This window comes from Streptomyces sp. BA2, assembly GCF_009769735.1.
GTDB lineage: Bacteria > Actinomycetota > Actinomycetes > Streptomycetales > Streptomycetaceae > Streptomyces.
In genome coordinates this window covers 8,685,130-8,705,898 of sequence record NZ_WSRO01000002.1, presented here as the reverse complement: position 1 = coordinate 8,705,898, position 20,769 = coordinate 8,685,130, and the positions used below count along the sequence as shown (strand labels likewise).

Below are 20,769 nucleotides of genomic sequence, written 5' to 3'. Positions count from 1 at the left end.
ACCGGCGGCCCATCGACTCGCCCGATGACCGCGGCGGCGGGCGCATGAGCCCCCGTAAGAGCGACAGCCGTGAGCGGATGGTGCTGAGTGCCGCGGCACTGCTGCGTGAGTACGGGGCCGGCGCCACCAGCATCGACCGCGTGCTCGCCCACAGTGGCGCTCCCCGTGGCTCCGTCTACCACCACTTCCCCGGTGGGCGGGCCCAGTTGATCGACGAGGCGGTGGCACTCGCCGGTGACTTCATCGGCGGTCTGATCGCGGCCGGCACGCGGACCGACGACCCCCTGGAAGCGATCGACGCCTTCTTCAGGCTGTGGCGCGAGCGGCTCGTCGACAGCGACTTCCGCGCAGGCTGCCCCATCGTGGCGGTGGCCGTGGAGACCAACGACGACGCCCCGCACCTCGCCCGCTCCGCGGCCAGGGTCTTCGCCGCCTGGAGGGAGGCACTCGCCGACCTGCTCGTCCGGCACGGCCTGCCCGAGGAACGGGCGGGGAGACTGGCCGCCTTCATCATCGCCGCCGTGGAAGGCGCGGTGATCATGTGCCGGGCCGAGCGGAGCACCACCCCGCTGGACGCGGCCGCCGCCGAGATCCACGACATCCTCGTACACGCTCTGCCTGACCGCCCTCAGCCCGGTCAGGAGCACCAGTGACCCATCCCCCGCCATCCCCCGAGCTCTGCCCCACTGACCCGACCCCTGAGGGAGCCACCATGCCCACGCTCGACCGCCAGGACGACGTCTTCATCCTCGACCTCGGGGACGGCGAGAACCGCTTCCACCCCGACTGGCTCCTCGCCGTCGGCTCGGCGCTCGACGAGGTGGAGAAGGCGGAAGGGCCCCGCGCCCTGGTGACCGCCGCGACGGGCAAATTCTTCTCCAACGGCCTCGATCTGGACTGGCTCTTCGCCCACGCCGATCAGCACCAGGACTATGTCACCAGCGTGCAGGGCCTCTTGGCGCGGATGCTGTCCCTGCCGGTCGTCACCGTGGCCGCGCTGCAGGGGCACACCTTCGCGGCCGGTGCGATGCTCTCCCTGGCGCACGACTTCCGGGTGATGCGCGCCGACCGCGGCTACTGGTGTCTGCCCGAGGCCGACATCAACATCCCCTTCACCCCGGGCATGTCCGCGCTCATCCAGGCCCGGCTGACCCCGCAGACCGCACACGAGGCCATGACGACCGCCCGGCGCTACGGCGGCCACGACGCCCTGGCCGCCGCCGTGGTCGACCGGGCGGTGGACGAGGACGCCGTGCGCGGTACGGCAATGGAGATCGCCCGCTCCCAGGTGGGCAAGGCCGGCCCCACTCTCGGCACCATCAAGACCCGCATGTACGCATCCGCCCTGGCCGCCCTGCGGGACAAGGACAACATCCTCGGCTGACACCGGCAGCACCGAACCCACCGGCACAGCAACACGCACAAGGAGACACCATGTCGACCGCAGAAGTCACCGCCGCCATGTCCGGCCTTGACCTGATGCGCTGGGTACAGACCCAGCGCACCGCGGACATACCGTCCATCGGCCGCCTCCTCGGCATGCGCTTCGACGAGGTGGAACACGGCCGCATCGTCATCTCCCTGGACACCCGCCCCGACTTCGCCAACCCGCTCGGCACGGTCCACGGCGGCATCGCCGCGACCCTGCTCGACTCGGCGATGGGCTGCGCGGTCCACACCACGCTCCCCGCCGGCGTCAGCTACACCACGCTGGAACTCAAGGTGAACTACATCCGCGCCGCACGCACCGACGAACGCACGCTCACCGCCGAGGGCACGGTCATCCACACGGGCCGCCGCACCGCGACAGCCGAAGGCAAGGTGCTGGACGAGGAGGGCAAGCTGATCGCTCACGCGACCACCACCTGCCTGATCATCGGGTCCACGGCCTGACGGCGAATCACTTGCGGCAGCATCACCAACGGTATTGCCCAATACACCAGTTGGGCACTCTGATGGCATCGAATGGCGAAGTGCGCGCCGGACATGCCGGAGGTCTGCCGTGGGTCATGGGGTTCGCTGGGCGGTCGTCGTGCTGTCCACGCTGGGGGCCTTCGCCGCGCCGTGGACCCTGCTGACACTGACGGACGCGGGACCGGAAGCTGCCCTCGCTCTCGCGTCGACGACCAGTGCCGCGGTGCTCAGTGCGGGCGGTTGGTTCGCAGCCCGCGATCCGGCACCGGTCCATCAGGCCGCGGGCGCCCCGCCCCCTCCCCTGGCGGACGGGCCTCTGCTCATCGGACCCCTGCCACACGAACCCCTCGCCTTCCAGGAACGCGCCGAGCTGTTCGAGGCCATCGAAACAGGTATGCAGCACAATGGGGTCACGGTCGTCTGCGCGCTCACCGGCGGCCGAGGCGTGGGAAAGACGCAGTTGGCCGGGGCCTACGCACGCGCTTGTGTGGATGCGGGGTGGCGGGTCGTCGTCTGGATCGTGGCCGAGGTACCGGGGCAGGTCGTCGCCGGGCTCGATGAACTCGCGGACGCCGCGGGCGTCAAGGGCGGCATCCAGGACGCACAGCTCTCGGCCGCGGCGGCGCGTCGGTGGCTTGAGGGACTGCGGCAGCCCGCCCTGCTGGTGCTCGACAACGTCGTCGACCCTGACGAAGTCGCACGCTGGCTGCCCCGCACGGGTCCCACCCGCACCCTCATCACCAGCACGGTGCGCTCCGTCACCCATCTCGGCTCCACCGTGGACATCGGGGTGTTCACGCGGGAGGAGGCCGTGGCCTTCCTGCGTCAGAGGGCAGGGGCGAGGGACGCGGGGAGCCAGGGCCATGCCTCCGCCGAGGAGTTGGCCGAGGATCTGGGCCGGCTTCCGCTGGCCCTGGCCCAGGCCGCGTGGGTGATCCGTACGCAGGGCCTGACCTTCTCCGAGTACCGGGACCGTTTCCGGCACAGCCGCCTCGCCCAGGTCATCCGGCGTGCGCCGGGAGAGCCATACCCGATGGGTGCCGCGGCCGCCCTTGCTCTGGCCATCGAGCACGTGCAGGCAGGGGAGGACGCCGCGGCCGTGCGTCGCGTCGTGGAGCTCATGTCGCTCCTGTCACCGTCCGGTGTGCACCGGGACGACCTGCGCAGCGCCTGCGAGGACCAGGATGTGTCCGCAACGGACGACGCGGTGGGCCGGCTGTGTGAGGCATCCGTGGTGACGCTGAGCCTGGACGGAACCACCGTCCTGATGCACCGGCTGATCCAGCGGATCGTCCGGGACCAGTTGCTCGAAGAGGGCCGCCTCGGCACCCGCCTCACGGAAGCGGCGGCAGCCCTGCGCGGGCTACTGACGCAGGCTGACAGCACCACAGCAACGGACGCGGCCGACCGCGGTCTCACCGACCACATCCTGGCCTTGTGGGTGGCGGCCGTCCCGCTGGGAGACGCGGACCGGCGCGCACTGCTCGACCTGCCTCGGGCCGCGGTAAGGCTGTTGGTGGCCCGCGGTGAGGTCGTGCGCGCGTGCTCGGTCGGCCGGGATGTGCTGGCCGAGCACGAGCGACTCGTGCCGTCCCAGGACGACAACCTCTTCGGGGCTCTGGCCGCACTCGCCTCCGCCTACCAGGCGCTGGACCTGTACGACCTGACGGTGGCACTGCGCGAACGGACCGCGGCCGCCGCACGGGAACGGTTCGGCCCGCACCACCCGAGAACGCTGGAGTGGGTCAACTCGCTCGGCTACGCACTGGAAGGTGCCGGACGGCTCGACGAGGCGGAGGCACTGCACCGCCAGAACCTCGCCGACAGCCTCGAGGTCAACGGCCCGGACGGTCAGACGACGATGCGGGCTCAGATCAACCTGGCCAGCACGCTGAGGTCCAAGGGAGACGACGCGCAAGCGCTGGCGCTCTTCGAGAAGAACGTCAGGGACAACGAGCGCGGCCTGGGCCCAGAGCATGGCTCCACCCTCAACGCGCGGGGCGAACTGGCCCGCATGTACGAGCGCGTGGGCCGATACGAGGAGTCGCTCGCCCTGCATGACCTTGTCCTCGCGGATGTCCTTCGTACCGAACGCAATGGCAGCCACCTCCATCTGTGGTGGAGCCGCTACCGGGCGCTCGCGCTCCAGGGCGTCGGCCGCGTCGACGAGGCCATCGAGGAGCTGGATCATCTGCTGACGCTGGGGGAGAACGAGTTCGGCCACGATCATCCGTTGACCATGGAGATCCGGATTTTCCTGGCCCGCGCCCACACCGTGGCCGGCCACCACTCCCAAGCCCTCCAACTCTTCACACAGGTCGCCATCGACCGCCGTCGCGTCCTCGGCGCAGACAACCGCCGGTCCCTCAACGCCCGCCGCAATCTCGGCCTCGCTCAACTGGCTGCGGGCAAACGCTCCCGTGCGGTCAGCACCCTGCGGGACGTGCTCGCCGACTACGAGCGAGTCCTCGGTCCCGCACACCCCTACACCGAAGGGGCCCGTGCCGACCTCGCCCGCGCCGGCGCCCGGTCGCGCCGGCAACCCCATGGCAGTGGGAACGCGCTGCAGCGCCATGTCCCCCACAGCGGTGGGAGGAGCGAGGCGTAGGGCGGGGCGGACGGGGGACTCGGGAGCGAGGCATATCGTGCACCGGCATGCGCCCGGGCTTCCGTACGACGACCACAGGGAGGCGCGATGTCGACGCAGACCCATCGCCTCATCATCCACGAGCTCGCACGGTGCGAAGAGTGCGCCGTGCTGCGTGTGAGCGGTGAACTCGACCAGAGCGGCGAGAAGTTCTTTCTGCGCACCCTCGGCGCCTCCGTCATGGCGGGTCATCGACATCTCGTTCTCGATGTGACGGCGCTGGTGTTCTGCGACTCCCGCGGGCTCAACTGCCTGCTCGGCGTGCGGTGGTTGCTGCGGCGCCGCGAGGGCCAGCTTCTGCTGGCGGGAGCCGGCCGCCACCTCGTCCAGCTGCTGACGCTGACCGGCAGCACGGAGATCTTCCCCCACTACCTCACGGTGGGCCAGGCCCTGCTGACCCTGCCGCCCGCGCACCGCCCCACGTGGCCGCCCGACACACACAGCGCCTGAGCAGCGCCTGAGCAGGGAGAATCCTCAAGCGGAAGCGATTCCGGTGGCCGCCAGGATCTCCGACGCCGAAGCGCTGTTGCCGTCCTGTACGGCCATGGTCATGGCGGCACGCGCGGCGGACGCCTCGGTCTGCGGCGGGAGCATCAGGAAGGAGAAGATGTCCTGCCGCCCGCGGGTGACGAGCATCGTGCTGTCGTCGACGGCGGACCAGTCGATGCGGACCGTGTGACCGTCGACGACCAGATGGCGCGCGTGTACGTCCCAGGAGCTCGTGTCCAGGCCTATGCGAGCGATGGGTCCAAGGCGTTCGGTCAGCGCGCGGATCAAGCCGGCCAGCTGGGTTTCGAGGTCCCGGGTTCGCGGCCACCACGCACCGTCGAAGGTCCCGTCACGACGGGGCGTCGTCTCCATCCGCAGTACAGCCGCCCCGGGGATCACCTGATGGGCCTGGGTGTCCGCCAGCAGCATCACGGGAGGCGCGGGCTCGGCGGTCATGGTGCACCGCTCGCTCCAGGCTGCGGCAGCGGTCGGTCACGCTCGACCGGCGGCCAACCCGCCTTCAACGCATGGCCGTTGGCAAGTGTCTTCTTCGGGCCAAGTGTGTTCGTGATCATGATTGTGTTCGTGATCATGGTGTGACCTCGCCCGGGCGGGCCCGGTCCGGTGACTCGCCGAGGACGAGACGGGTATCGGGGCCCGTATACACAGAGTCCTCAGTACCACCAGGCTACTCCTGGCCGCTGCCCCAAAGGCGGGTGCGGCCCCGCTCAGAGGGGATCAGAGGGGAACAGGGGGGAACGGTCGGACGGTCGTGGTCGGGGCCGCCGCAGGAGTACCGTTGGGAGTACTGAGAGCATTCCTTGACCGGCTTCCATGCCGGTATCTCTCTCGGTTCCACACCACCGGACCGGGCACGACAGCAGGTCTGGGGACAGGTCGACACCATGACGGTGCTCACCGCACGACCTCCGCCGGCCACACCGATCGCCAAGCCTTCCGACCACCCGCCGTTGCGGCTCTCCGTCAAGCCGGCCGCACCGCGCAAGGTTCCCGTCAACGGCCATGTGGTCAACGCGAGTTGGTTCCGCGCCCAGCAGGATGTGCACCAACTCCTGGTGCTCTCCTATCACGTCGGACGCTGGGACCTGCTGATCATCCCCCCGGAGACCGGTGCGGCAGCCGCCGCCCGGCTCATGGCCGCCGCCTGCGATCCTTCGATCGTCCGTACGGGCAGCGCCATCATCGCCGACGAGCTGGACCGTCACCCCGCAGCCGCCGCCGAGGCGGACCCACCGGGCCGCACACTGGCAGAGGCGTGGGAGGCGGAGGGCGGTGCCATGGACACAGCCGGCGGCACGGTCGGCGGGAGGTGACGGGCCATGGACACCGTCATCACCGTCGCCCTCGTACTCGCGATGATCGCTCTGGGAGCATTCGTGATTCATCTCCTCAATGACCAGCACACCGAACGGATCGCACTGCATCGGTACAGCAATCGCCTCCCCGGTCACCCTGGCGCCCACAACCCCGCACCGCCGCCCCCCGGCGGCACCGCTTCCCCCACCGTCCGCGCCCGCCGCGACCACCGGGACGGAGGACGTGGACGCCTCCGCCCACGGCGCAGGACCAACAGAGCCGCGAAGGGGCCAAGGAGGCCAAGGACCTGACCGAACATGCGGCGACGCGGTTCGGCCCCGGTCCTGACCCTCAGGCAGCTCATCACGGATTCCATTGGCCCCGGACCCCGGCCGCCCTACCTCCGGCCCCGAGGCCAAAGGAGCAATACATGTCCCCCAGTCCCACCCTGTCCCAAGTACTCCCTTCACCACATGACGTCACCTCACCCCAGGGGTACGACGGGACGGCGCCCTTCCCCGACGAAGCCCCGACAGAGACCCGCCGCGACGGCGAACGGCTGTATGTGACGGTGACGGCCGTGATCGTCGTCCTGCCCTTCCTGGCACTCGGACTGGCCGGCTGGCTGTTGTGGGGGCGCCTCATTCACCCCACTGACGTCCTGCTCGCCCTGGCTCTCTACGTGATCACAGGGCTCGGCATCACCGTCGGCTTCCACCGCGGCCTCACCCACGCTGGATACCGGGCCGCCCGCCCCCTGCGGATCGCCCTCGCGGTGGCCGGGTCGATGAGCTTCCAGGGCGACGTCATCGGCTGGGTCGCCACCCACCGCCGCCACCACGCCTTCACCGACCGCCCCGGCGACCCGCACTCCCCCTACCGCTACGGCACCCACCTGCGCGGTCAACTGCGCGGCCTCGCCCACTCCCACGTCGGCTGGCTGTTCCGCAACGACCCCACACCCGCCGAGCGATACGCCCCCGACCTGCTCGCCGACCCCGATATCCGCGCCGTCTCCCGGGCCTTCCCTGCCCTGTGCGTACTCACCCTGGCCCTCCCCTTCGCGCTCGGCTGGGCGATCGGCGGCACCTGGCTACATGCCACCACCGCCCTGCTCTGGGCGGGCCTGGTGCGCATCGCGCTGCTCCACCACGTGACCTGGAGCGTCAACTCACTGTGCCACGTGATCGGCCGGCGCCCCTTCCGCACCCGGCGCCATGACCGGGCCACCAACCTGTGGCCCCTGGCCCTGCTCTCCTTCGGTGAGAGCTGGCACAACCTCCACCACGCGGACCCCACCAGCGCCCGCCACGGCGTCGACCGCGGCCAGATCGACCCCTCCGCCGCCGTCATCCGCCTCCTCGAACGCCTCGGCTGGGTACGCGACGTGCGCTGGCCCACTCCGGACCGCATCGCTACCCGCCGTAGGTGAACTCCCACCGCAGACCGCGGACTTGAGACCGTTCTCGTCTCCCACCCCGGCGGTGCTCACCACGGCCTGGATGTACTCACCCCGGCATCGGCGTGCTCGCTGCGGCATCGAGAAGGGGGCCGAGTTCCTGGGCCACGGTCGTCAGAGCGCGGACGTCCCGCTCGGCCCGGGCCATCAGGATCGCCCCCTCCAGGGAACTGATCATGAGCGTGGCGAGCGCTTCTGACCGCGCCTCCGGGACGCCCATGTCCACGAGGGCTCGGGCCACCGAACCGCCCCAGGTGGCGAAAGCGGCGGACGCGGCCTCCCGCGTGGACTCAGTCGACTCCGCGCAGTCCACCGTGGCGGCGGCGACGGGACAACCGCCCGCGAACCCGGCGGTCCTGTACTCGTCGGTCCACTGGCGCACCATCTCGGCGAACAGACCGCTGGGGGTCGGCTCGGGCAGGGCCGCGAGGAAGCGACCGACGCGACGGCTCGCGTACCGGCCCGCCCAGCCCACCGCCTCGTTGACCAACTCCTCCTTACCGCCGGGGAAGTGGTGCTGGAGCGATCCGCGCGGTGCTTGCGCGTGAGCGGCGACGTCGCGCATTCCCGTGGAGGCGACCCCGTCGCGCCGGATGAGCTGGGCCCCGCTGAAGACCATCCGCTCGCGAGGCCCCCGCTCCGACACCGCCATGCTCGACCTCCACTGTTGCGTCCGGCTTCCGGGATCCTCCGGCTTCCGGAAGCCACTCTATGACCATCGTCATAGAGTGGCTATTATGACAGCGGTCATAGTCAGTGACGGCGACGCCTCTGTGCGGGCCGGGACGGGGGTGCGTCGTGCACACAGGCTTCGTCGGACTCGGGGTCATGGGTCAGCCCATGGCGCTCAACCTCGCCCGCTCCGGGACGCCCCTCCTCGTCTGGAACCGCACCCCTGCCCGCTGCGAACCCCTGCGCGCCGCCGGAGCCGAGGTCGCGGCGAGCCCCGCCGAGGTCTTCGACCGGGCCGACGTCGTGATCCTCATGCTGGCCGACGAGTCCGCCGTCGACACGGTCCTGGGGCGCGGGACCCCGGAGTTCACCGCGCGCGTCGCCGGGCACGTCGTCGTCCACATGGGCACGACGTCGCCGGAGTACTCGGGCGGCCTTCAGGAGGCCATCCGCGCCGCGGGCGGGCGTTACGTCGAGGCCCCTGTCTCCGGGTCCCGAGTCCCGGCGGAGAAGGGGCAGTTGGTGGCCATGCTGGCAGGTGACGCCGACGCGGTGGAGCCGGTGCGGGCCCTGCTCGGGCCCATGTGCCGGGAGGTGTTCGACTGCGGTCACGTCCCGGGCGCCCTGCTGATGAAGCTGTCGGTGAATCTGTTTCTGATCACGCTGGTCACCGGCCTGGCCGAGGCCTTCCACTTCGCCGACCGGCATGGGCTCGACCGACGCAGGTTCCTGGACGTCCTGGACGCGGGCCCGATGGCCAGCTCCGTATCCCGCGTGAAGGCGCCGAAGCTGCTCGACCGCGACTTCGCCGTCCAGGCGGCGGCCAAGGACGTCCTGAAGAACAACCAGTTGATTGCCGAGGCCGCCCGCAAGGCCGGCCTGGCCTCGCCCCTCCTCGACGTATGCCACACCCTCTTCGACGAGACGGTGACACAGGGGCACGGCGGCGAGGACATGGTGGCCGTACTGCGCGCGCTGGAGGCCCGGACGGACGGTGCGTGCTGTGACTGACGTTCGACCCCGGCGCTTCGCCCGCATTACGGATCCGGTCGGCTGCGGGGACGATGGGCGCCCGGCCGAGGAGCGTCGCCGAGCCACTGGCGAAACCCTTGTTCATCAGCCGGGCGGCTCAACCAAGTTGGTCGTCGCGCGAGCGGAGCAAGTTGGCCGTAGCGCGAACGGACCAAGTTGGCCGTCGCGCGAACGGAAACGGCTCAGACAACCATGACCCGGCGCCCGCGCGCGTGACCGGCCTGGCTGTCGATGTGCGCCGCGGCGGCCTCGGCCAGCGTGTACGACTTCTCGACCGGGATGTGGAGCTTCCCCCGCGAGATGAGACCGGCGGCCTCGGCCAGCGCTTCCGGCACGCTCCCGGCAACGCCGGAGAACCGGACACCGAGCTTCGGCGCGTCGAGATCGGCGATGGAGATCACCTTCTGCGGATCCCCGGTCAGCTCGATGAGCTCCCGGATCACGCCCGAGCCGGCCAGATCGAGAGCCGCGTCGACATGGCCGAGCTCGCGCACCCGCTCGACCCAGCCCTCGCCGTACGTCGTGGCGACGGCACCCAGGCTGCGCAGATAGTCCTGGTTCGCGGCCCCGGCCGTGCCGATCACCGTGATGCCCCGGTCGCGTGCGATCTGCAGCACCGCCGATCCGACTCCCCCTGACGCACCGCTGACCAGCAGCGTCTGCCCCGACCGCACACCGACCTCGCGGATGACGCGCAGCGCGGTCTCCACCACGGAGGGGTACCCGGCCGCCTCCTCGAACGTCAGGCCGTCGGGCATACGGGCCCAGGCCCCCAGCACGGCGAACTCGGCGTAGGTGCTCGCGCCTTCGCCGAACACATGGTCGCCGACCTCGACCCCTTCGACATCCTCACCGACCTCGTCCACCACCCCGGAGGCGTCAAGGCCGACTCCGGCAGGCAACTCGATCGGATGGGCCCCCAGAATCTGGCCTTCGCGAAGCCTCCAGTCGACGGGGTTCACGCCCGCCGCCCGCACTGCGATGCGTATCTGGCCGGGTCCGGCGTGAGGCTTCTCGGCGTCCAGGAGCCGCAGGACGTCCGGACCGCCGAACTCGGCGAAGCTCACTCTCTTCATGCTCTTGCTCGTCCTCTTCATGCTCTCGATCGTCGTCATGCGGCAGACCATAACACTAACCGTTAGGGTTTTAGAACGGTTACAGCTTTGCAACTGGTAGCATCACGGCATGACCGTGCCGACCGGACGTCGTGAGCGCAAGAAGGCCGCGACCCGCCAGAACATCGCTGAGACCGCCCTGCGGCTCTTCCTGGAACGCGGGTACGAAGCGGTGGGCATCCGTGACGTGGCCGCCGAGGCCGACGTGGCCGTCACCACGCTCTTCTCCCACTTCGCCTCGAAAGAGGCCCTGGTGTTCGAGCAGGACGCGGACTTCGAGCAACGCCTCACGCAGGCGGTCACTGGCCGGGCGCCGAACGAGCCCCTCATCCCTGCGCTGCACCGCGAGATCCTGGCCCTGGTACGACATTGCACGGCGGACGGCGCCGCCCCGATCTGGCGCCTGATCGACTCGTCACCCGCCCTGCGGGTGTACGAGGAGTCGATGAGGCTGCGCCACGCGGAGTCCGTGGCAGCGGCCATCGCCGCCGATCCCGAGCTGGCGCAGACCACGACGGCCTGCCGGGCGATCGCGAGGTTCGCGATCGACGCGTTCTCGCTGGCCCGCGAGGCGACCGATCCGGAAGCCGCCGTGGACGAGGTCTTCCTGATGATCGACGCGGCCTGGAAGGCCACCTGACCTTCCCGACAGCGTCGAGCTCTCTTCCCCTCCCTCCCTCCCTCCCTCCCCGATATAGGAATTCCCTATAGCGCCTGCTGACAATTCGTCTTTGCCCCTCGTTCTTTTCCGGACCTACCTTGAAACAGGTCGAACGGACGAATGGACGATGGAGAGGGCCGGTGGCATGACCACGGTTGAGGACGTATCGGGAACGCGCGAACTCGCGGGAAAGCGGGCCCTGGTCACAGGTGGTTCCCGCGGAATCGGAGCGGCCGTCGTACGCCAACTCCTGGACGCGGGCGCCGAGGTGCTCACGACCGCCAGGTCGGCGACGAGCACGGTGCCGGAGGGGGCCACCTTCGTAGAGGCCGATGTGCGGACACGGGCTGGAGCGGAGGCGCTCGCGGCGGCCGCGCGGGAGGTGCTCGGCGGGGTGGACGTCCTGGTCCACAACGCGGGTGGGGCGCAACCGTACAAGGGCGCTTCGGCCATCCCCGACGAGGAGTGGCAGAACGCGCTGGACTTGAACTTTCTGGCGTCGGTGCGGCTGGACTCGCTGCTGACACCGGGGATGCGGGAACGGCGCTCGGGAGCGGTCGTGCACGTCTCATCGGCCGCGGTCCCCACCGTGGCACCACCGTTCCTGCACTACGTGGCGGCGAAGGCGGCGTTGGAGAGCTACAGCCGGGGGCTGGCATCGGAGCTGGCCCCGTTCGGGATCCGGGTCAACACCGTGTCTCCCGGCAGAACCGCCACCCCCGGCGGTGAAGCGACGCGGGAGCAGTGGGCGCGCCTGGACTCGGGGCCGGGCCAGGACAACACAAGTCCCCCGCTGGGACGCGACGGCCGGCCCGACGACATCGCCCACGCGGTGCTGTTCCTCATGTCCGACCGGGCGAGCTGGCTGACCGGGAGCAATGTCGTCGTGGACGGCGGAGAATTCCCCAGGGGCTGACGCCACGGAATTCCGGAACGCCAACTCAGAAAAACAGGCCCGTCGGGACAGCATCCCGTCAGGAAACCGGTGAGGAAAGAGCGGACTCGGTGGACCAGTTCTCCTTACGCAGGAGTTCGAGCAGAGCCGTCTCCGCCGGACCCGCGGCCTGCCGGACCACGGCGATGACGGGCTGGGACACGACCGGGAACACCGGGCGAACGAGGTGCTCGTGCTCGTGGGGCACAGCGGAGGCCGGGACCAGCGTCACCCCCAGCCCCTGGGCGGCCCAGCGCACGGCCGTGGCCGTCTGCGACACGCGGGCGGCCGTGGTCGGGGGCAGTTCGTCGTCCCGCAACACGCCCCGCAGCACGTCCATCAACACCCCGTCGAGCGCGCTGTCGCGGTCGAACCTCACCCACGGCTCCCCCACCAGCTCGCGCAGCTCGACCCGTTCCGCTGCGAGCTGCCGGTGCCCGGCGGCAAGGACCACGACGAACTCCTCGTCACCGAGGTGGTGGGCGTCGGCGGGGGTCTGCTCGCAAGCCGCCATCAGCGCGAGGTCCAGCACGCCCCGGCGCCCAAGGCGTTCCAGCTCGGCGGAGCTCGGCTCCTCGAACACCGTGACCTCGAGCCGCGGGAAGCGGCGACGCAGCGCGCCCAACGCGCCCGGCAACTGCCGCGTGCCGAAGCCCATCTGCACCGCGACCACCAGCTCGCCCACCAACTCGTCGGCACCGGCCCGCGCCGTCGCCCTCGCCCGGCGCGACGCGCTCACCGCGACCTCCGCCTCCCGCAGGAACGCGCGGCCGACGACGGTGGGCACAAGTCCGGTCGGCGTGCGGGCGAACAGTTCCACGCCGAGTTCCCGCTCCAGGCCGCGGATCTGCTGGGACACCGACGGTTGAGCGACGTGCAGCCGCTCCGCCGCCGCCGTCACCGATCCCTCCTCGGCAACGGCCAGGGCGTACTCGTACTGACGAAGGCTCATCGATTCCATCCCTCCCGCGGCGGACCGAGCCCACCCCGTCCTCTGCGCTGCGGCCGTTGCAGTCGTGAGCAACTCAGCGCCGCCGACGGAGATTCCCGCGTACCGCGACGGGCCCGCCACCCTGGAGGTGGCGGGCCCGTCGCGGTACAGCGAAGTAGGGGGGTCGGGTCAGGTTGCCAGAGCCCAGCCCATGAGGCTGTCCGGCACGCTATCCGTCGGGGTTCGACCCGTGCACTGCTCGCAGGTGGCGTGCTGCGCACAAGCCTGCGGTTGCGCCGGCTCGCCCTGGGCCTTGCGTGCGGCCAGAAAGACCGCGATATAGGCAGGCCCGGCCGTAATAACGGCTACAGCAATCTCAGTGAAAGCCATCGGTCTCACCCCCTGGCACCCAGTCGTGTCCGCACCACCATAGGTGCGAGGGGCATCGATGGGCAGTAGCTTGCCGGATCAGGCCTCTAACATGGCCGAATCCTCATCAGGCCTCGACAGCGGACCAGTACGGACTGTGCATGGTCAGGAAACGGATGTCGAGGTCGGACTCCAGGTACTCCATCCGCCGCTCCCAGAAGGCCCGCATGTGCGGGAGAGCCAGGTGGGCGTCGAGGTCGGCCTGGGAGCGCCACGCCTCGTAGAAGACGAAGACGCCGGGCTCGTCCCGGTCCTCGTGGAAGTGGTACTCCAGGCAGCCGGGCTCCTGCCGCGTCGGCTCGACGAACGAGAGCAGGAGCTCTTTCAGGTCGACGGCGCGTTCGGGCTTGGGGCGGGCGGTGCCGACGAGCGTGAACGGCTGGTCCATGAAGGTTCTCTCCTCGATAGGTATCCTGCTTGCTAGGTACGATTGATCTCGTACCTAGGTGCCGGGTGGACGCTAGCGGTCCCCTAGGTACGATGCAAGCCGTACCTGAAGGGAGGCGTCCGGTATGCCCGACGACGAAGGTCACCCGACCGTCGACGAGATGCGGCTCGGCCCGGTGCTCGCCGCACTCGCGGACCCGCTGCGTCGCCGCGTGGTGCGCGAGCTGGCCGCCGCGCCCGACGGCACCGCGCGCACGTGCAGTTCCTTCGCGCTGCCGGTCTCCAAGGCGACCGTCACGCACCACTTCCGCGCGCTGCGCGAGGCCGGGCTGATCCAGCAGGTCGCCCGCGGCAACAGCCGGATGGCCACCCTGCGCCGGGCGGATCTGGAGCAGCGGTTTCCCGGGCTCCTTGGGGTCGTCACGGCAGAGGCGGAGGAGTGAGTGCCGTGAGCCACATGAGCCACGTGAGCCACACGTAGGGTGCGGCAGCATGAACCAGGTTTCCCGCGTTGCCGTCCGTCCGATACGTGCCGACGAGTGGCCCGAGGTGAAGGAGTTGCGGCTTCTGTCACTGCAGGACCCGGTGGCTCCGATCGCCTTTCTCGAGACGTACGAGAAGGCCGCCGCGGAACCGGACACCTTCTGGCAGGAGCGGGCCAAGAGGGCAGCCGACGGGACGCAGGTGCGCCAGTTCGTGGCCGAGGGCCGGGACGGGATCTGGAGCGGCTCGGTGACCGTGCTCATCGAGGACACGGGCAGCGACGATGTGTTCGGCGGCCCCCTTCAGCAGCGCCAGGCGCATCTCGCCGGCGTATACGTGCGCCCCGAGTACCGCGGGAGCGGAGTGATCGACGCGCTCTTCGAGACGGCCGTCGGGTGGGCGTGGTCGGTGCCGGACGTGGCGCGGGTGCGCCTGTTCGTCCACCAGGACAACGCGCGGGCGGAGAGCTTCTACCGGCAATACGGATTCGTGTGCTCCGGGGAGACCGTCCCGATGAAGGGCGACCCCTCCAAGGTGGAGCGCGAGATGGTTCTCGACTCCCCGGACAGGCGCTAGTTCCTGGAGGCCGGTCCACGGCATCGGCGCCGAGGACACCCCCGACCGCACACGACTCACGTCATCCGCGGTTGCGGATGCGGACGCCATGGCGGGTGCGCATCCGGTGGAGTTCCCACAGGACCACCGCGGTCACGGACAACGGGCCGCCGAGGATCGCGCACCACTGCACGGCCGGCGGCCCGTGTGGCAGACCCCCTTCGAGCGCGACGCTGAAGAGCATCAGTTCCCAGACGAGTACGACGGTGAGCGCGGCCGGCAGAGCGGCGTGCACGTTGGACGTGTTGAAGGCGTAGCGCGCGGCGTAGGCGGAGGCGAAGAGAAGGAACGGCAGCAGCCAGACGAGACCGATGAGCAGCGCGAGCGCGATGAGGCCGTTCACGAGCGTGCCGTGGTTCTGCTTGAGCACAAGGGCGCTGCCCGCAAGTACGAGTGCGACACCCACCAGGATGCCGACGTACCAGGCCACGGCCTTGAGCGGCTCACGCAGCCGGGAGCGGAGCACGCGCCGTTGCGCGGCGGGCGCGTAGCGGATGAAGCCCAGGACGACCAGTGGCCCGGTGAAGATGAGCAGCAGCGGGGCGAGGATCAGCTTCACGACGCCGTCGTTGGCGACCCCGCTCCAGCCGTCGTCCGCTCCGTAGGTGTAGACGAGGAGGAAGCTGGCGGCCGCACCGGCGATCGCGCGGCCCAGCTGCACCCTCGACACGACCGGGTCCGCGACGCGCCCTGCGCCGGGCTGGTTGAAGATCGCCTCGGCGCGGCGGCGGGCGGAACGGATGAACGGGATGAGCGGCGAGACGAAGAAGAGCGCGCACCCGGAACGCCGCCGCCGGACGGGCTGCGGCGGGAGCGGATACGGCTGTGGGTGTGGGTGTGGGTACGGGTGCGGCGGCGGATACGGACCGGGTTGCGGCGGGCCGTACGGATTCGGGCCGCCGCCCTGAGGCCCGTACGGATTCGGGCCGCCGCCCTGCGGCTGACCGTTCCCCGGTCCCCAGCCCTGATAGCCCCCGTGTGCCACGACTTCCCCCGCCTCCTGCGCCACTTCTGAGCGCGCGCAGTTTACTGGCCGGAAGCGGGCAGGTGTCATCGGGGCTGAGGCTCGGAAGCGGGAACGCATGGCATGCGTTCCCGCTTCCGGCTTCCAGCTCTGTCCGTGGGCGGCCCCTCGGGCCTATCCCTCGGGCCTAGGCGACCCGCTGCTCGTACCCCACGAGCCGTACGCACACGGCGAGCCCCGCGATGGCCTGCTCGAGCTCGGCGAGGCTCGGGTAGCTGGGTGCGATGCGGATGGTGGCGTCGCGCGGGTCGTCGCCGTAGGGGTGGGTGGCGCCGGCCGGGGTCAGGACAATGCCTGCCTCGGCGGCACGGCGCACGACCTCCTTGGCGCCACCGTCGGTCAGTTCGAGCGTGACGAAGTAGCCGCCCTTGGGGTCGGTCCAGCGGGCGAGGCCGGTGGAGCCGAGCTCCGCTTCCAGGATCCGGGCCACCGCCTCGAACTTCGGCTGGAGGAGGGCGCGCTGGCGCTCCATGTGGGCCCGCACACCGTCGGCGTCCCGCAGGAACATGACGTGCCGCAGCTGGTTGATCTTGTCCGGGCCGATCGACCGCTTGGCGTTGTTGGCGAGCAGCCACTTCAGGTTCGCGGGCGACGAGCCGAAGAACGCGACGCCCGCGCCCGCGGCGGTGATCTTCGAGGTGGAGCCGAAGACGAAGACACGGTCCGCGTTGCCGACGTCCACGCAGGCGGTGAGCAGGTCGGCGATCTCGACGGGCTCTTCGGTGAGGTGGTGGGCGGCGTACGCGTTGTCCCAGAAGATCCGGAAGTCGGGCGCGGCGGCCTGCATCGAGGCGAGGCGGGCGACGGTCTCGTCGCTGTAGCAGACACCGTCGGGGTTGCTGTACTTCGGGACGCACCAGATGCCCTTGACCGCGGGGTTCTCGGCGACGAGCCGCTCCACGACGTCCATGTCAGGACCCTCGGCGGTCATCGGCACGGGAATCATGTCGATCCCGAACCGCTCGCAGAGCGCGAAGTGCCGGTCGTAGCCCGGGACCGGGCACAGGAACGCGATCCGCTCCTGGTCCACCCAGCGCGACTCGGCCCCCGGAACCACGCTCAGCAGGGCGTGCACGAGGCAGTCGTGCATCAGCTCGAGGCTGGAGTTGCCGAGCGCGAGGAGCTGCCCTGCGGGCACCTGGAGCACGTCCGCGAAGATCTCCCGGAGCTCCACCAGACCCTGCAGACCGCCGTAATTGCGTACGTCCGTGCCGTCGGCGGAGGTGTGCCGCCCGCCCGGCAGACTCAGCAGGTCCTCGGAGAGGTCGAGCTGCTCCGGCGCCGGCTTGCCGCGCGTGAGGTCGAGCGAGAGCCCGCGTCCTGCGAGGTCCTGATAGTCCTGGCGGGCCCGCTCAAGGAGCCCGGTCACGGCGTCGGGGCTCAGCTCGGTGGTCATTGGTGTGTCCTTACGTTGTCGGCGCAGCCCGGGCCTGTGAGCTGCCCGGGCCTGCGACGGGGGTATCGGCACTGCCCGCCGAGGATACAAAGCGATGGCCTGCCCATGCCCCGGCAGGTGGCGCTCGTCACTCTTCCAGGAGACCGACGCGGTCCATGATGTGGCCGCCCTCACACACGTAACGCGGTCAAGATCAGCAGACGAGCTCGGTGGCCTTGGTCATCGGGCCGCCGGCGTCGCCGGTGTTCAGCGTCCCCGCAGGCTCGAAGAGCAGGATGGCGGTCTCCTCGTCCGCCACCGGGCAGTGTTCGACGCCGCGCGGAACCACGAACAGCTCGCCCGGCGCCAGGGTCACGTCGCCGTCCCTGAGCTGGATGGTCAGCTGTCCGCTGATCACCAGGAACAGTTCGTCGGTGTCCTCGTGGCTGTGCCAGACGAACTCCCCGTGCAGCTTGGCCAGCTTGACCTCGTAGTCGTTGAGGGTGGCCACTGTCTTCTGCGACCACAGTTCGCTGAACCCCGCGAGCCTGTCGGCGATGCTGACGGGGACCCTGTCGTCGATGTTGACGGGGACGGGCTTCTCGGACATGCCGTGTTCGTTCCTCATGGACGTGAGCCTGCCGCGACCGGACTCGGCCGGTCTTGTACGTTCCTGGCATGAACGAAGAGCGGCCCCGCACGTCCATCAGCGCTTGGCGGCCGTCGGTTCCGGGGATCGCCGAGGTCTTCCACGCGCACTTCACCGACCACGCGTATCCGGCTCACACCCACGACACCTGGGACCTGATGATCCTCGATGACGGGGCGGTCGACTTCGCGCTCGACCGCCGCCGCCATGACGCGACCGGCACCGCCAACGTTCTCTTGCTGCCTCCGGGCGTGCCCCACGACGGACGGACGGTCACGGCCTCGGGCTTCCGCAAACGCGTGCTCTACCTCGATGACTCGGTGCTCCCCCAGCGGTTGGCCGACGGCGCGGTGGACGGTCCGGTCCTCGAAGACGCCTTGCTGCGCCATCGGATCCACCAACTCCACGCTTCCCTCGGCCACACGGGAGACGAGTTCGAAGCCGAGTCGCGCCTTTCCTTCATACGCGAGCGGCTCCACGTCCACCTCGACGCGCTGCGGCCCCGCACACCGGGCCTCGAAGCCAACCGTCTCGCGGCCGCACTGCGCGAACTCCTGGACTCCCGGACCGCCACCGGTCTCCCGCTGCAAGAGGCCGCCAACACCCTGCACGCGCACCCCACCCACCTGATCCGCTGCTTCCGGCAGACCTACGGCCTGCCGCCGCACGCCTACCTCACCGGCAAGCGCATCGACCAGGCACGCCACCTGCTGCTCGACGGTCGTCGCCCCGCCGAGGTCGCGGCCGCCGTGGGATTCCACGACCAGGCCCATCTGAACCGGCACTTCACACGCCACGTGGGCACGACACCCGGACGCTATGGGCGGGGCGGGGGCCAGCCCCCGTACGCATCGACCAGGTGACCTGATGTTCTGTCACCGCCCGTGCTCCTAGCGTCGATTCCATCGATTCCGTCGATTCCGACTCAGGCAATCCCAAGGAGCACGATGCGCGGCGTCACCCCCTCACTCGCGATAGGCCTGAGCCTGGCCGGACTGCTCGCCGGAGCCGTGCCTTCGACGGCGACTTCTTCCCGGGCCCCGCGCCCGATCCCGGCCCACGAGCAGCAGCGGCCGGCCTGGGGTCCCTGCTCGAAGGCGCAGACGGAGCTGAACGCCGCGGGGGCGGAGTGCGCGAAGGTGGCCGTTCCCCTCGACTACTCCGATCCCGGCGGGCGCACACTCCAGATCGCCGTCTCCCGTATCAAGGCCAAGGCCTCGTCCGACCGCCGCGGCATCCTGCTGTCCAATCCCGGTGGCCCCGGCGGCAGCGGTCTCGCCAACACCCTTGCGTTGCGGCCCGCGTTGAAGCAGGTGGCCGATCGGTACGACCTCATCGGGTTCGACCCGCGGTTCCTCGGCGAGAGTTCCCCGATCACCTGCGCACCGGCCAAGTCGCCGTCCCCGCCCGGCCCTTCGACATCACCCCGTGCGGACTTCGACGCGTCGGTGCGGGCCGCGCGGGACACCGCGCGGCGCTGCCAGGAGCACGGCGACAACGCGGAACTGCTGCCGCACGCGTCCTCCCGCAACGTGGCCCGGGACATGGACGTGATCAGGAACGCCCTCGGCGAGCGGAAGCTCTCCTACTACGGCATCTCCTACGGCGCCGACCTGGGCGCCGTCTACACCCAGATGTTCCCCCGCCGCACCGACCGCATGGTCATCGACTCCTCCACGGACCCGGCGGCCACCCAGTACGAACTGTTCCAGCGCTCCGGCGAACCGGCCGAGGAAGCACTGGACGAATGGGCCGCCTGGACCGCCCGCCACCACGACACGTACCGGCTGGGCCGCACGGCCGCCCACGTACGGATGCGCGTCGAGCGGCTCCTCACGCAGGCCGAGCGTCGGCCGGTCAGCATCGACGGGCAACGCCTCAACGCCCCTGTCCTGCGGCTGCTGTTGAAGCAGCCGATTCAGCACACGGAGAACGACCCGACGCTGGCCGCGATCATCCGCGACCTGGTCGACGCCGCGGCGGGGAAGCCGGTCGCGCCGGGCCCCGAACTCGCCGCGATGCTGGAGCTGCTCGCTTCGCCCGACCTGGCGGACAGCATGGTGGGCGGGGCGCTCTTCATGTGCGGTGACGGCGGCTGGCCTGCGGGCGGCTGGCCGAAGGACCCGGAGACGTACTGGAAGAACAGTGTGCGCAGCCGCGCCGGCCAGCCCGTGTTCGGCCCCTACGTCAACGGCATGATCGCCCCGTGTGCGTTCTGGGCCGGCGAGCCCCGCGAACCGGGCACGGCCATCGCCAACGACGTACCCGTACTGATGCTCCAGGCCCGCCACGACAACAACGTCCCCTACGACGGGGCCCTGGCCCTGCACCGCAAGCTGAGCGGCTCCCGCCTGGTCACCGCGGACATCCGCTCCCACGGCGTGTACGGCCGCGGTCTCGAAGGCCTGAGCCCTGTCCCCTGCGCCGACCGCACGGTCAACGACTACCTGCGCACGGGCGACCTTCCCGCCCACGACATCACGTGCGCTCGCCGGTAGACCGCCCGACCGGGCCCGACCGCCAGCCCGATCGCCCGCCGGTGGTCGCCTGACGAGGTCTCAGGCCGTCCGAAACCGTCGGAGCAGGTCGAGCGCGTCAGGGCTCTCCGCCGCGAAGCCTTGGAGTCCGATCAGGTC

At 70.2% G+C, this 20,769-nt stretch carries 22 protein-coding genes; 14 read left to right on the top strand and 8 right to left on the bottom strand.

Translation table 11 applies throughout. The features are described 5' to 3' along the window. Positions 1-44 precede the first annotated feature (44 nt). From E5671_RS41680 to E5671_RS41660, 5 genes are all read left to right on the top strand, one after another. Entirely contained in the window at positions 45-653 is a 609-nt protein-coding gene (locus E5671_RS41680) for a TetR/AcrR family transcriptional regulator (RefSeq protein ID WP_237330357.1), read from the top strand. Between the two features lie 59 nt (positions 654-712). Further along, on the top strand, positions 713-1,384 hold the full coding sequence (locus E5671_RS41675) for an enoyl-CoA hydratase-related protein (RefSeq protein WP_160509399.1): 672 nt from the start codon (positions 713-715) through the stop codon (positions 1,382-1,384). Between the two features lie 50 nt (positions 1,385-1,434). Further along, the gene (locus tag E5671_RS41670) at positions 1,435-1,893 is read left to right on the top strand and encodes a PaaI family thioesterase (RefSeq protein ID WP_160509398.1); all 459 of its coding nucleotides are present in this window, start codon (positions 1,435-1,437) and stop codon (positions 1,891-1,893) included. Positions 1,894-2,002: 109 nt separating this feature from the next. Next, positions 2,003-4,522 carry an FxSxx-COOH system tetratricopeptide repeat protein gene (gene fxsT / locus E5671_RS41665; RefSeq protein WP_160509397.1) on the top strand — a complete coding sequence of 840 codons (2,520 nt, stop codon included), beginning with the start codon at positions 2,003-2,005 and terminating at the stop codon, positions 4,520-4,522. Between the two features lie 87 nt (positions 4,523-4,609). After that, positions 4,610-5,011 (top strand): STAS domain-containing protein, encoded by a 402-nt coding sequence (locus E5671_RS41660; RefSeq protein WP_160509396.1) that lies wholly within the window; start codon positions 4,610-4,612, stop codon positions 5,009-5,011. 24 nt (positions 5,012-5,035) lie between these two features. Here E5671_RS41660 and E5671_RS41655 read toward each other — a convergent pair whose 3' ends face one another. Further along, positions 5,036-5,506, bottom strand: coding sequence for a DUF5994 family protein (locus tag E5671_RS41655; RefSeq protein WP_160509395.1), 471 nt, complete (start codon positions 5,504-5,506; stop codon positions 5,036-5,038). Between the two features lie 449 nt (positions 5,507-5,955). Here E5671_RS41655 and E5671_RS41650 point away from each other — a divergent pair, with 449 nt between their 5' ends. Both E5671_RS41650 and E5671_RS41645 read left to right on the top strand, forming a co-directional pair. Next, on the top strand, positions 5,956-6,384 hold the full coding sequence (locus tag E5671_RS41650) for a DUF5994 family protein (protein WP_237330356.1): 429 nt from the start codon (positions 5,956-5,958) through the stop codon (positions 6,382-6,384). A gap of 413 nt (positions 6,385-6,797) precedes the next feature. Further along, complete coding sequence (locus E5671_RS41645) at positions 6,798-7,799, top strand: acyl-CoA desaturase (RefSeq protein WP_160509393.1); 1,002 nt, start codon at positions 6,798-6,800, stop codon at positions 7,797-7,799. Between the two features lie 76 nt (positions 7,800-7,875). On the opposite strand, the gene E5671_RS41640 is transcribed toward E5671_RS41645, so the two are convergent. Next, positions 7,876-8,478 (bottom strand): TetR/AcrR family transcriptional regulator, encoded by a 603-nt coding sequence (locus tag E5671_RS41640; RefSeq protein ID WP_160509392.1) that lies wholly within the window; start codon positions 8,476-8,478, stop codon positions 7,876-7,878. 146 nt (positions 8,479-8,624) lie between these two features. Between E5671_RS41640 and E5671_RS41635 the strand changes: the two genes are divergently transcribed. Beyond that, a complete protein-coding gene (locus tag E5671_RS41635) occupies positions 8,625-9,509 on the top strand; it encodes an NAD(P)-binding domain-containing protein (protein WP_160509391.1) in 885 nt (294 codons plus the stop codon). Between the two features lie 203 nt (positions 9,510-9,712). On the opposite strand, the gene E5671_RS41630 is transcribed toward E5671_RS41635, so the two are convergent. Continuing rightward, positions 9,713-10,606: an NADP-dependent oxidoreductase gene (locus E5671_RS41630; protein ID WP_160510761.1), complete on the bottom strand. Its 894-nt coding sequence runs from the start codon at positions 10,604-10,606 to the stop codon at positions 9,713-9,715. A 109-nt stretch (positions 10,607-10,715) separates the two neighbouring features. On the opposite strand from E5671_RS41630, the gene E5671_RS41625 reads away from it, so the two are divergent. Beyond that, entirely contained in the window at positions 10,716-11,285 is a 570-nt protein-coding gene (locus E5671_RS41625) for a TetR/AcrR family transcriptional regulator (protein ID WP_160509390.1), read from the top strand. Between the two features lie 166 nt (positions 11,286-11,451). Beyond that, on the top strand, positions 11,452-12,222 hold the full coding sequence (locus tag E5671_RS41620; RefSeq protein ID WP_160509389.1) for an oxidoreductase: 771 nt from the start codon (positions 11,452-11,454) through the stop codon (positions 12,220-12,222). A gap of 58 nt (positions 12,223-12,280) precedes the next feature. On the opposite strand, the gene E5671_RS41615 is transcribed toward E5671_RS41620, so the two are convergent. Beyond that, positions 12,281-13,192 carry a LysR family transcriptional regulator gene (locus E5671_RS41615; protein ID WP_160509388.1) on the bottom strand — a complete coding sequence of 304 codons (912 nt, stop codon included), beginning with the start codon at positions 13,190-13,192 and terminating at the stop codon, positions 12,281-12,283. Positions 13,193-13,667: 475 nt separating this feature from the next. Then, positions 13,668-13,988, bottom strand: coding sequence for a putative quinol monooxygenase (locus tag E5671_RS41610; RefSeq protein WP_160509387.1), 321 nt, complete (start codon positions 13,986-13,988; stop codon positions 13,668-13,670). A 124-nt stretch (positions 13,989-14,112) separates the two neighbouring features. On the opposite strand from E5671_RS41610, the gene E5671_RS41605 reads away from it, so the two are divergent. Together E5671_RS41605 and E5671_RS41600 are read left to right on the top strand one after the other, a co-directional pair. After that, positions 14,113-14,430 (top strand): ArsR/SmtB family transcription factor, encoded by a 318-nt coding sequence (locus tag E5671_RS41605; RefSeq protein WP_160509386.1) that lies wholly within the window; start codon positions 14,113-14,115, stop codon positions 14,428-14,430. 49 nt (positions 14,431-14,479) lie between these two features. Then, on the top strand, positions 14,480-15,046 hold the full coding sequence (locus E5671_RS41600) for a GNAT family N-acetyltransferase (protein WP_160509385.1): 567 nt from the start codon (positions 14,480-14,482) through the stop codon (positions 15,044-15,046). A gap of 61 nt (positions 15,047-15,107) precedes the next feature. Here E5671_RS41600 and E5671_RS41595 read toward each other — a convergent pair whose 3' ends face one another. The 3 genes from E5671_RS41595 to E5671_RS41585 form a co-directional block, all read right to left on the bottom strand. Continuing rightward, on the bottom strand, positions 15,108-16,070 hold the full coding sequence (locus tag E5671_RS41595; RefSeq protein ID WP_160509384.1) for a hypothetical protein: 963 nt from the start codon (positions 16,068-16,070) through the stop codon (positions 15,108-15,110). Positions 16,071-16,236: 166 nt separating this feature from the next. After that, complete coding sequence (locus E5671_RS41590) at positions 16,237-17,505, bottom strand: aminotransferase (RefSeq protein ID WP_160509383.1); 1,269 nt, start codon at positions 17,503-17,505, stop codon at positions 16,237-16,239. A 193-nt stretch (positions 17,506-17,698) separates the two neighbouring features. After that, a complete protein-coding gene (locus tag E5671_RS41585) occupies positions 17,699-18,112 on the bottom strand; it encodes a cupin domain-containing protein (protein ID WP_237330354.1) in 414 nt (137 codons plus the stop codon). A gap of 50 nt (positions 18,113-18,162) precedes the next feature. Between E5671_RS41585 and E5671_RS41580 the strand changes: the two genes are divergently transcribed. Continuing rightward, positions 18,163-18,996, top strand: a complete 834-nt coding sequence (locus tag E5671_RS41580) for an AraC family transcriptional regulator (protein ID WP_160509382.1) — start codon at positions 18,163-18,165, stop codon at positions 18,994-18,996. Positions 18,997-19,080: 84 nt separating this feature from the next. Beyond that, positions 19,081-20,631, top strand: coding sequence for an alpha/beta hydrolase (locus E5671_RS41575; RefSeq protein WP_160509381.1), 1,551 nt, complete (start codon positions 19,081-19,083; stop codon positions 20,629-20,631). Positions 20,632-20,769 lie beyond the last annotated feature (138 nt).

Bases quoted from the DNA above. Each gene is read 5' to 3' on its own strand.
- E5671_RS41680 (WP_237330357.1), top strand. From the start codon at position 45: ATGAGCCCCCGTAAGAGCGACAGCCGTGAGCGGATGGTGCTGAGTGCC.
- E5671_RS41675 (WP_160509399.1), top strand. From the start codon at position 713: ATGCCCACGCTCGACCGCCAGGACGACGTCTTCATCCTCGACCTCGGG.
- E5671_RS41670 (WP_160509398.1), top strand. From the start codon at position 1,435: ATGTCGACCGCAGAAGTCACCGCCGCCATGTCCGGCCTTGACCTGATG.
- E5671_RS41660 (WP_160509396.1), top strand. From the start codon at position 4,610: ATGTCGACGCAGACCCATCGCCTCATCATCCACGAGCTCGCACGGTGC.
- E5671_RS41655 (WP_160509395.1), bottom strand. From the start codon at position 5,506: ATGACCGCCGAGCCCGCGCCTCCCGTGATGCTGCTGGCGGACACCCAG.
- E5671_RS41650 (WP_237330356.1), top strand. From the start codon at position 5,956: ATGACGGTGCTCACCGCACGACCTCCGCCGGCCACACCGATCGCCAAG.
- E5671_RS41645 (WP_160509393.1), top strand. From the start codon at position 6,798: ATGTCCCCCAGTCCCACCCTGTCCCAAGTACTCCCTTCACCACATGAC.
- E5671_RS41640 (WP_160509392.1), bottom strand. From the start codon at position 8,478: ATGGCGGTGTCGGAGCGGGGGCCTCGCGAGCGGATGGTCTTCAGCGGG.
- E5671_RS41630 (WP_160510761.1), bottom strand. From the start codon at position 10,606: ATGAAGAGAGTGAGCTTCGCCGAGTTCGGCGGTCCGGACGTCCTGCGG.
- E5671_RS41625 (WP_160509390.1), top strand. From the start codon at position 10,716: ATGACCGTGCCGACCGGACGTCGTGAGCGCAAGAAGGCCGCGACCCGC.
- E5671_RS41620 (WP_160509389.1), top strand. From the start codon at position 11,452: ATGACCACGGTTGAGGACGTATCGGGAACGCGCGAACTCGCGGGAAAG.
- E5671_RS41615 (WP_160509388.1), bottom strand. From the start codon at position 13,192: ATGAGCCTTCGTCAGTACGAGTACGCCCTGGCCGTTGCCGAGGAGGGA.
- E5671_RS41610 (WP_160509387.1), bottom strand. From the start codon at position 13,988: ATGGACCAGCCGTTCACGCTCGTCGGCACCGCCCGCCCCAAGCCCGAA.
- E5671_RS41605 (WP_160509386.1), top strand. From the start codon at position 14,113: ATGCCCGACGACGAAGGTCACCCGACCGTCGACGAGATGCGGCTCGGC.
- E5671_RS41600 (WP_160509385.1), top strand. From the start codon at position 14,480: ATGAACCAGGTTTCCCGCGTTGCCGTCCGTCCGATACGTGCCGACGAG.
- E5671_RS41590 (WP_160509383.1), bottom strand. From the start codon at position 17,505: ATGACCACCGAGCTGAGCCCCGACGCCGTGACCGGGCTCCTTGAGCGG.
- E5671_RS41585 (WP_237330354.1), bottom strand. From the start codon at position 18,112: ATGAGGAACGAACACGGCATGTCCGAGAAGCCCGTCCCCGTCAACATC.
- E5671_RS41580 (WP_160509382.1), top strand. From the start codon at position 18,163: ATGAACGAAGAGCGGCCCCGCACGTCCATCAGCGCTTGGCGGCCGTCG.
- E5671_RS41575 (WP_160509381.1), top strand. From the start codon at position 19,081: ATGCGCGGCGTCACCCCCTCACTCGCGATAGGCCTGAGCCTGGCCGGA.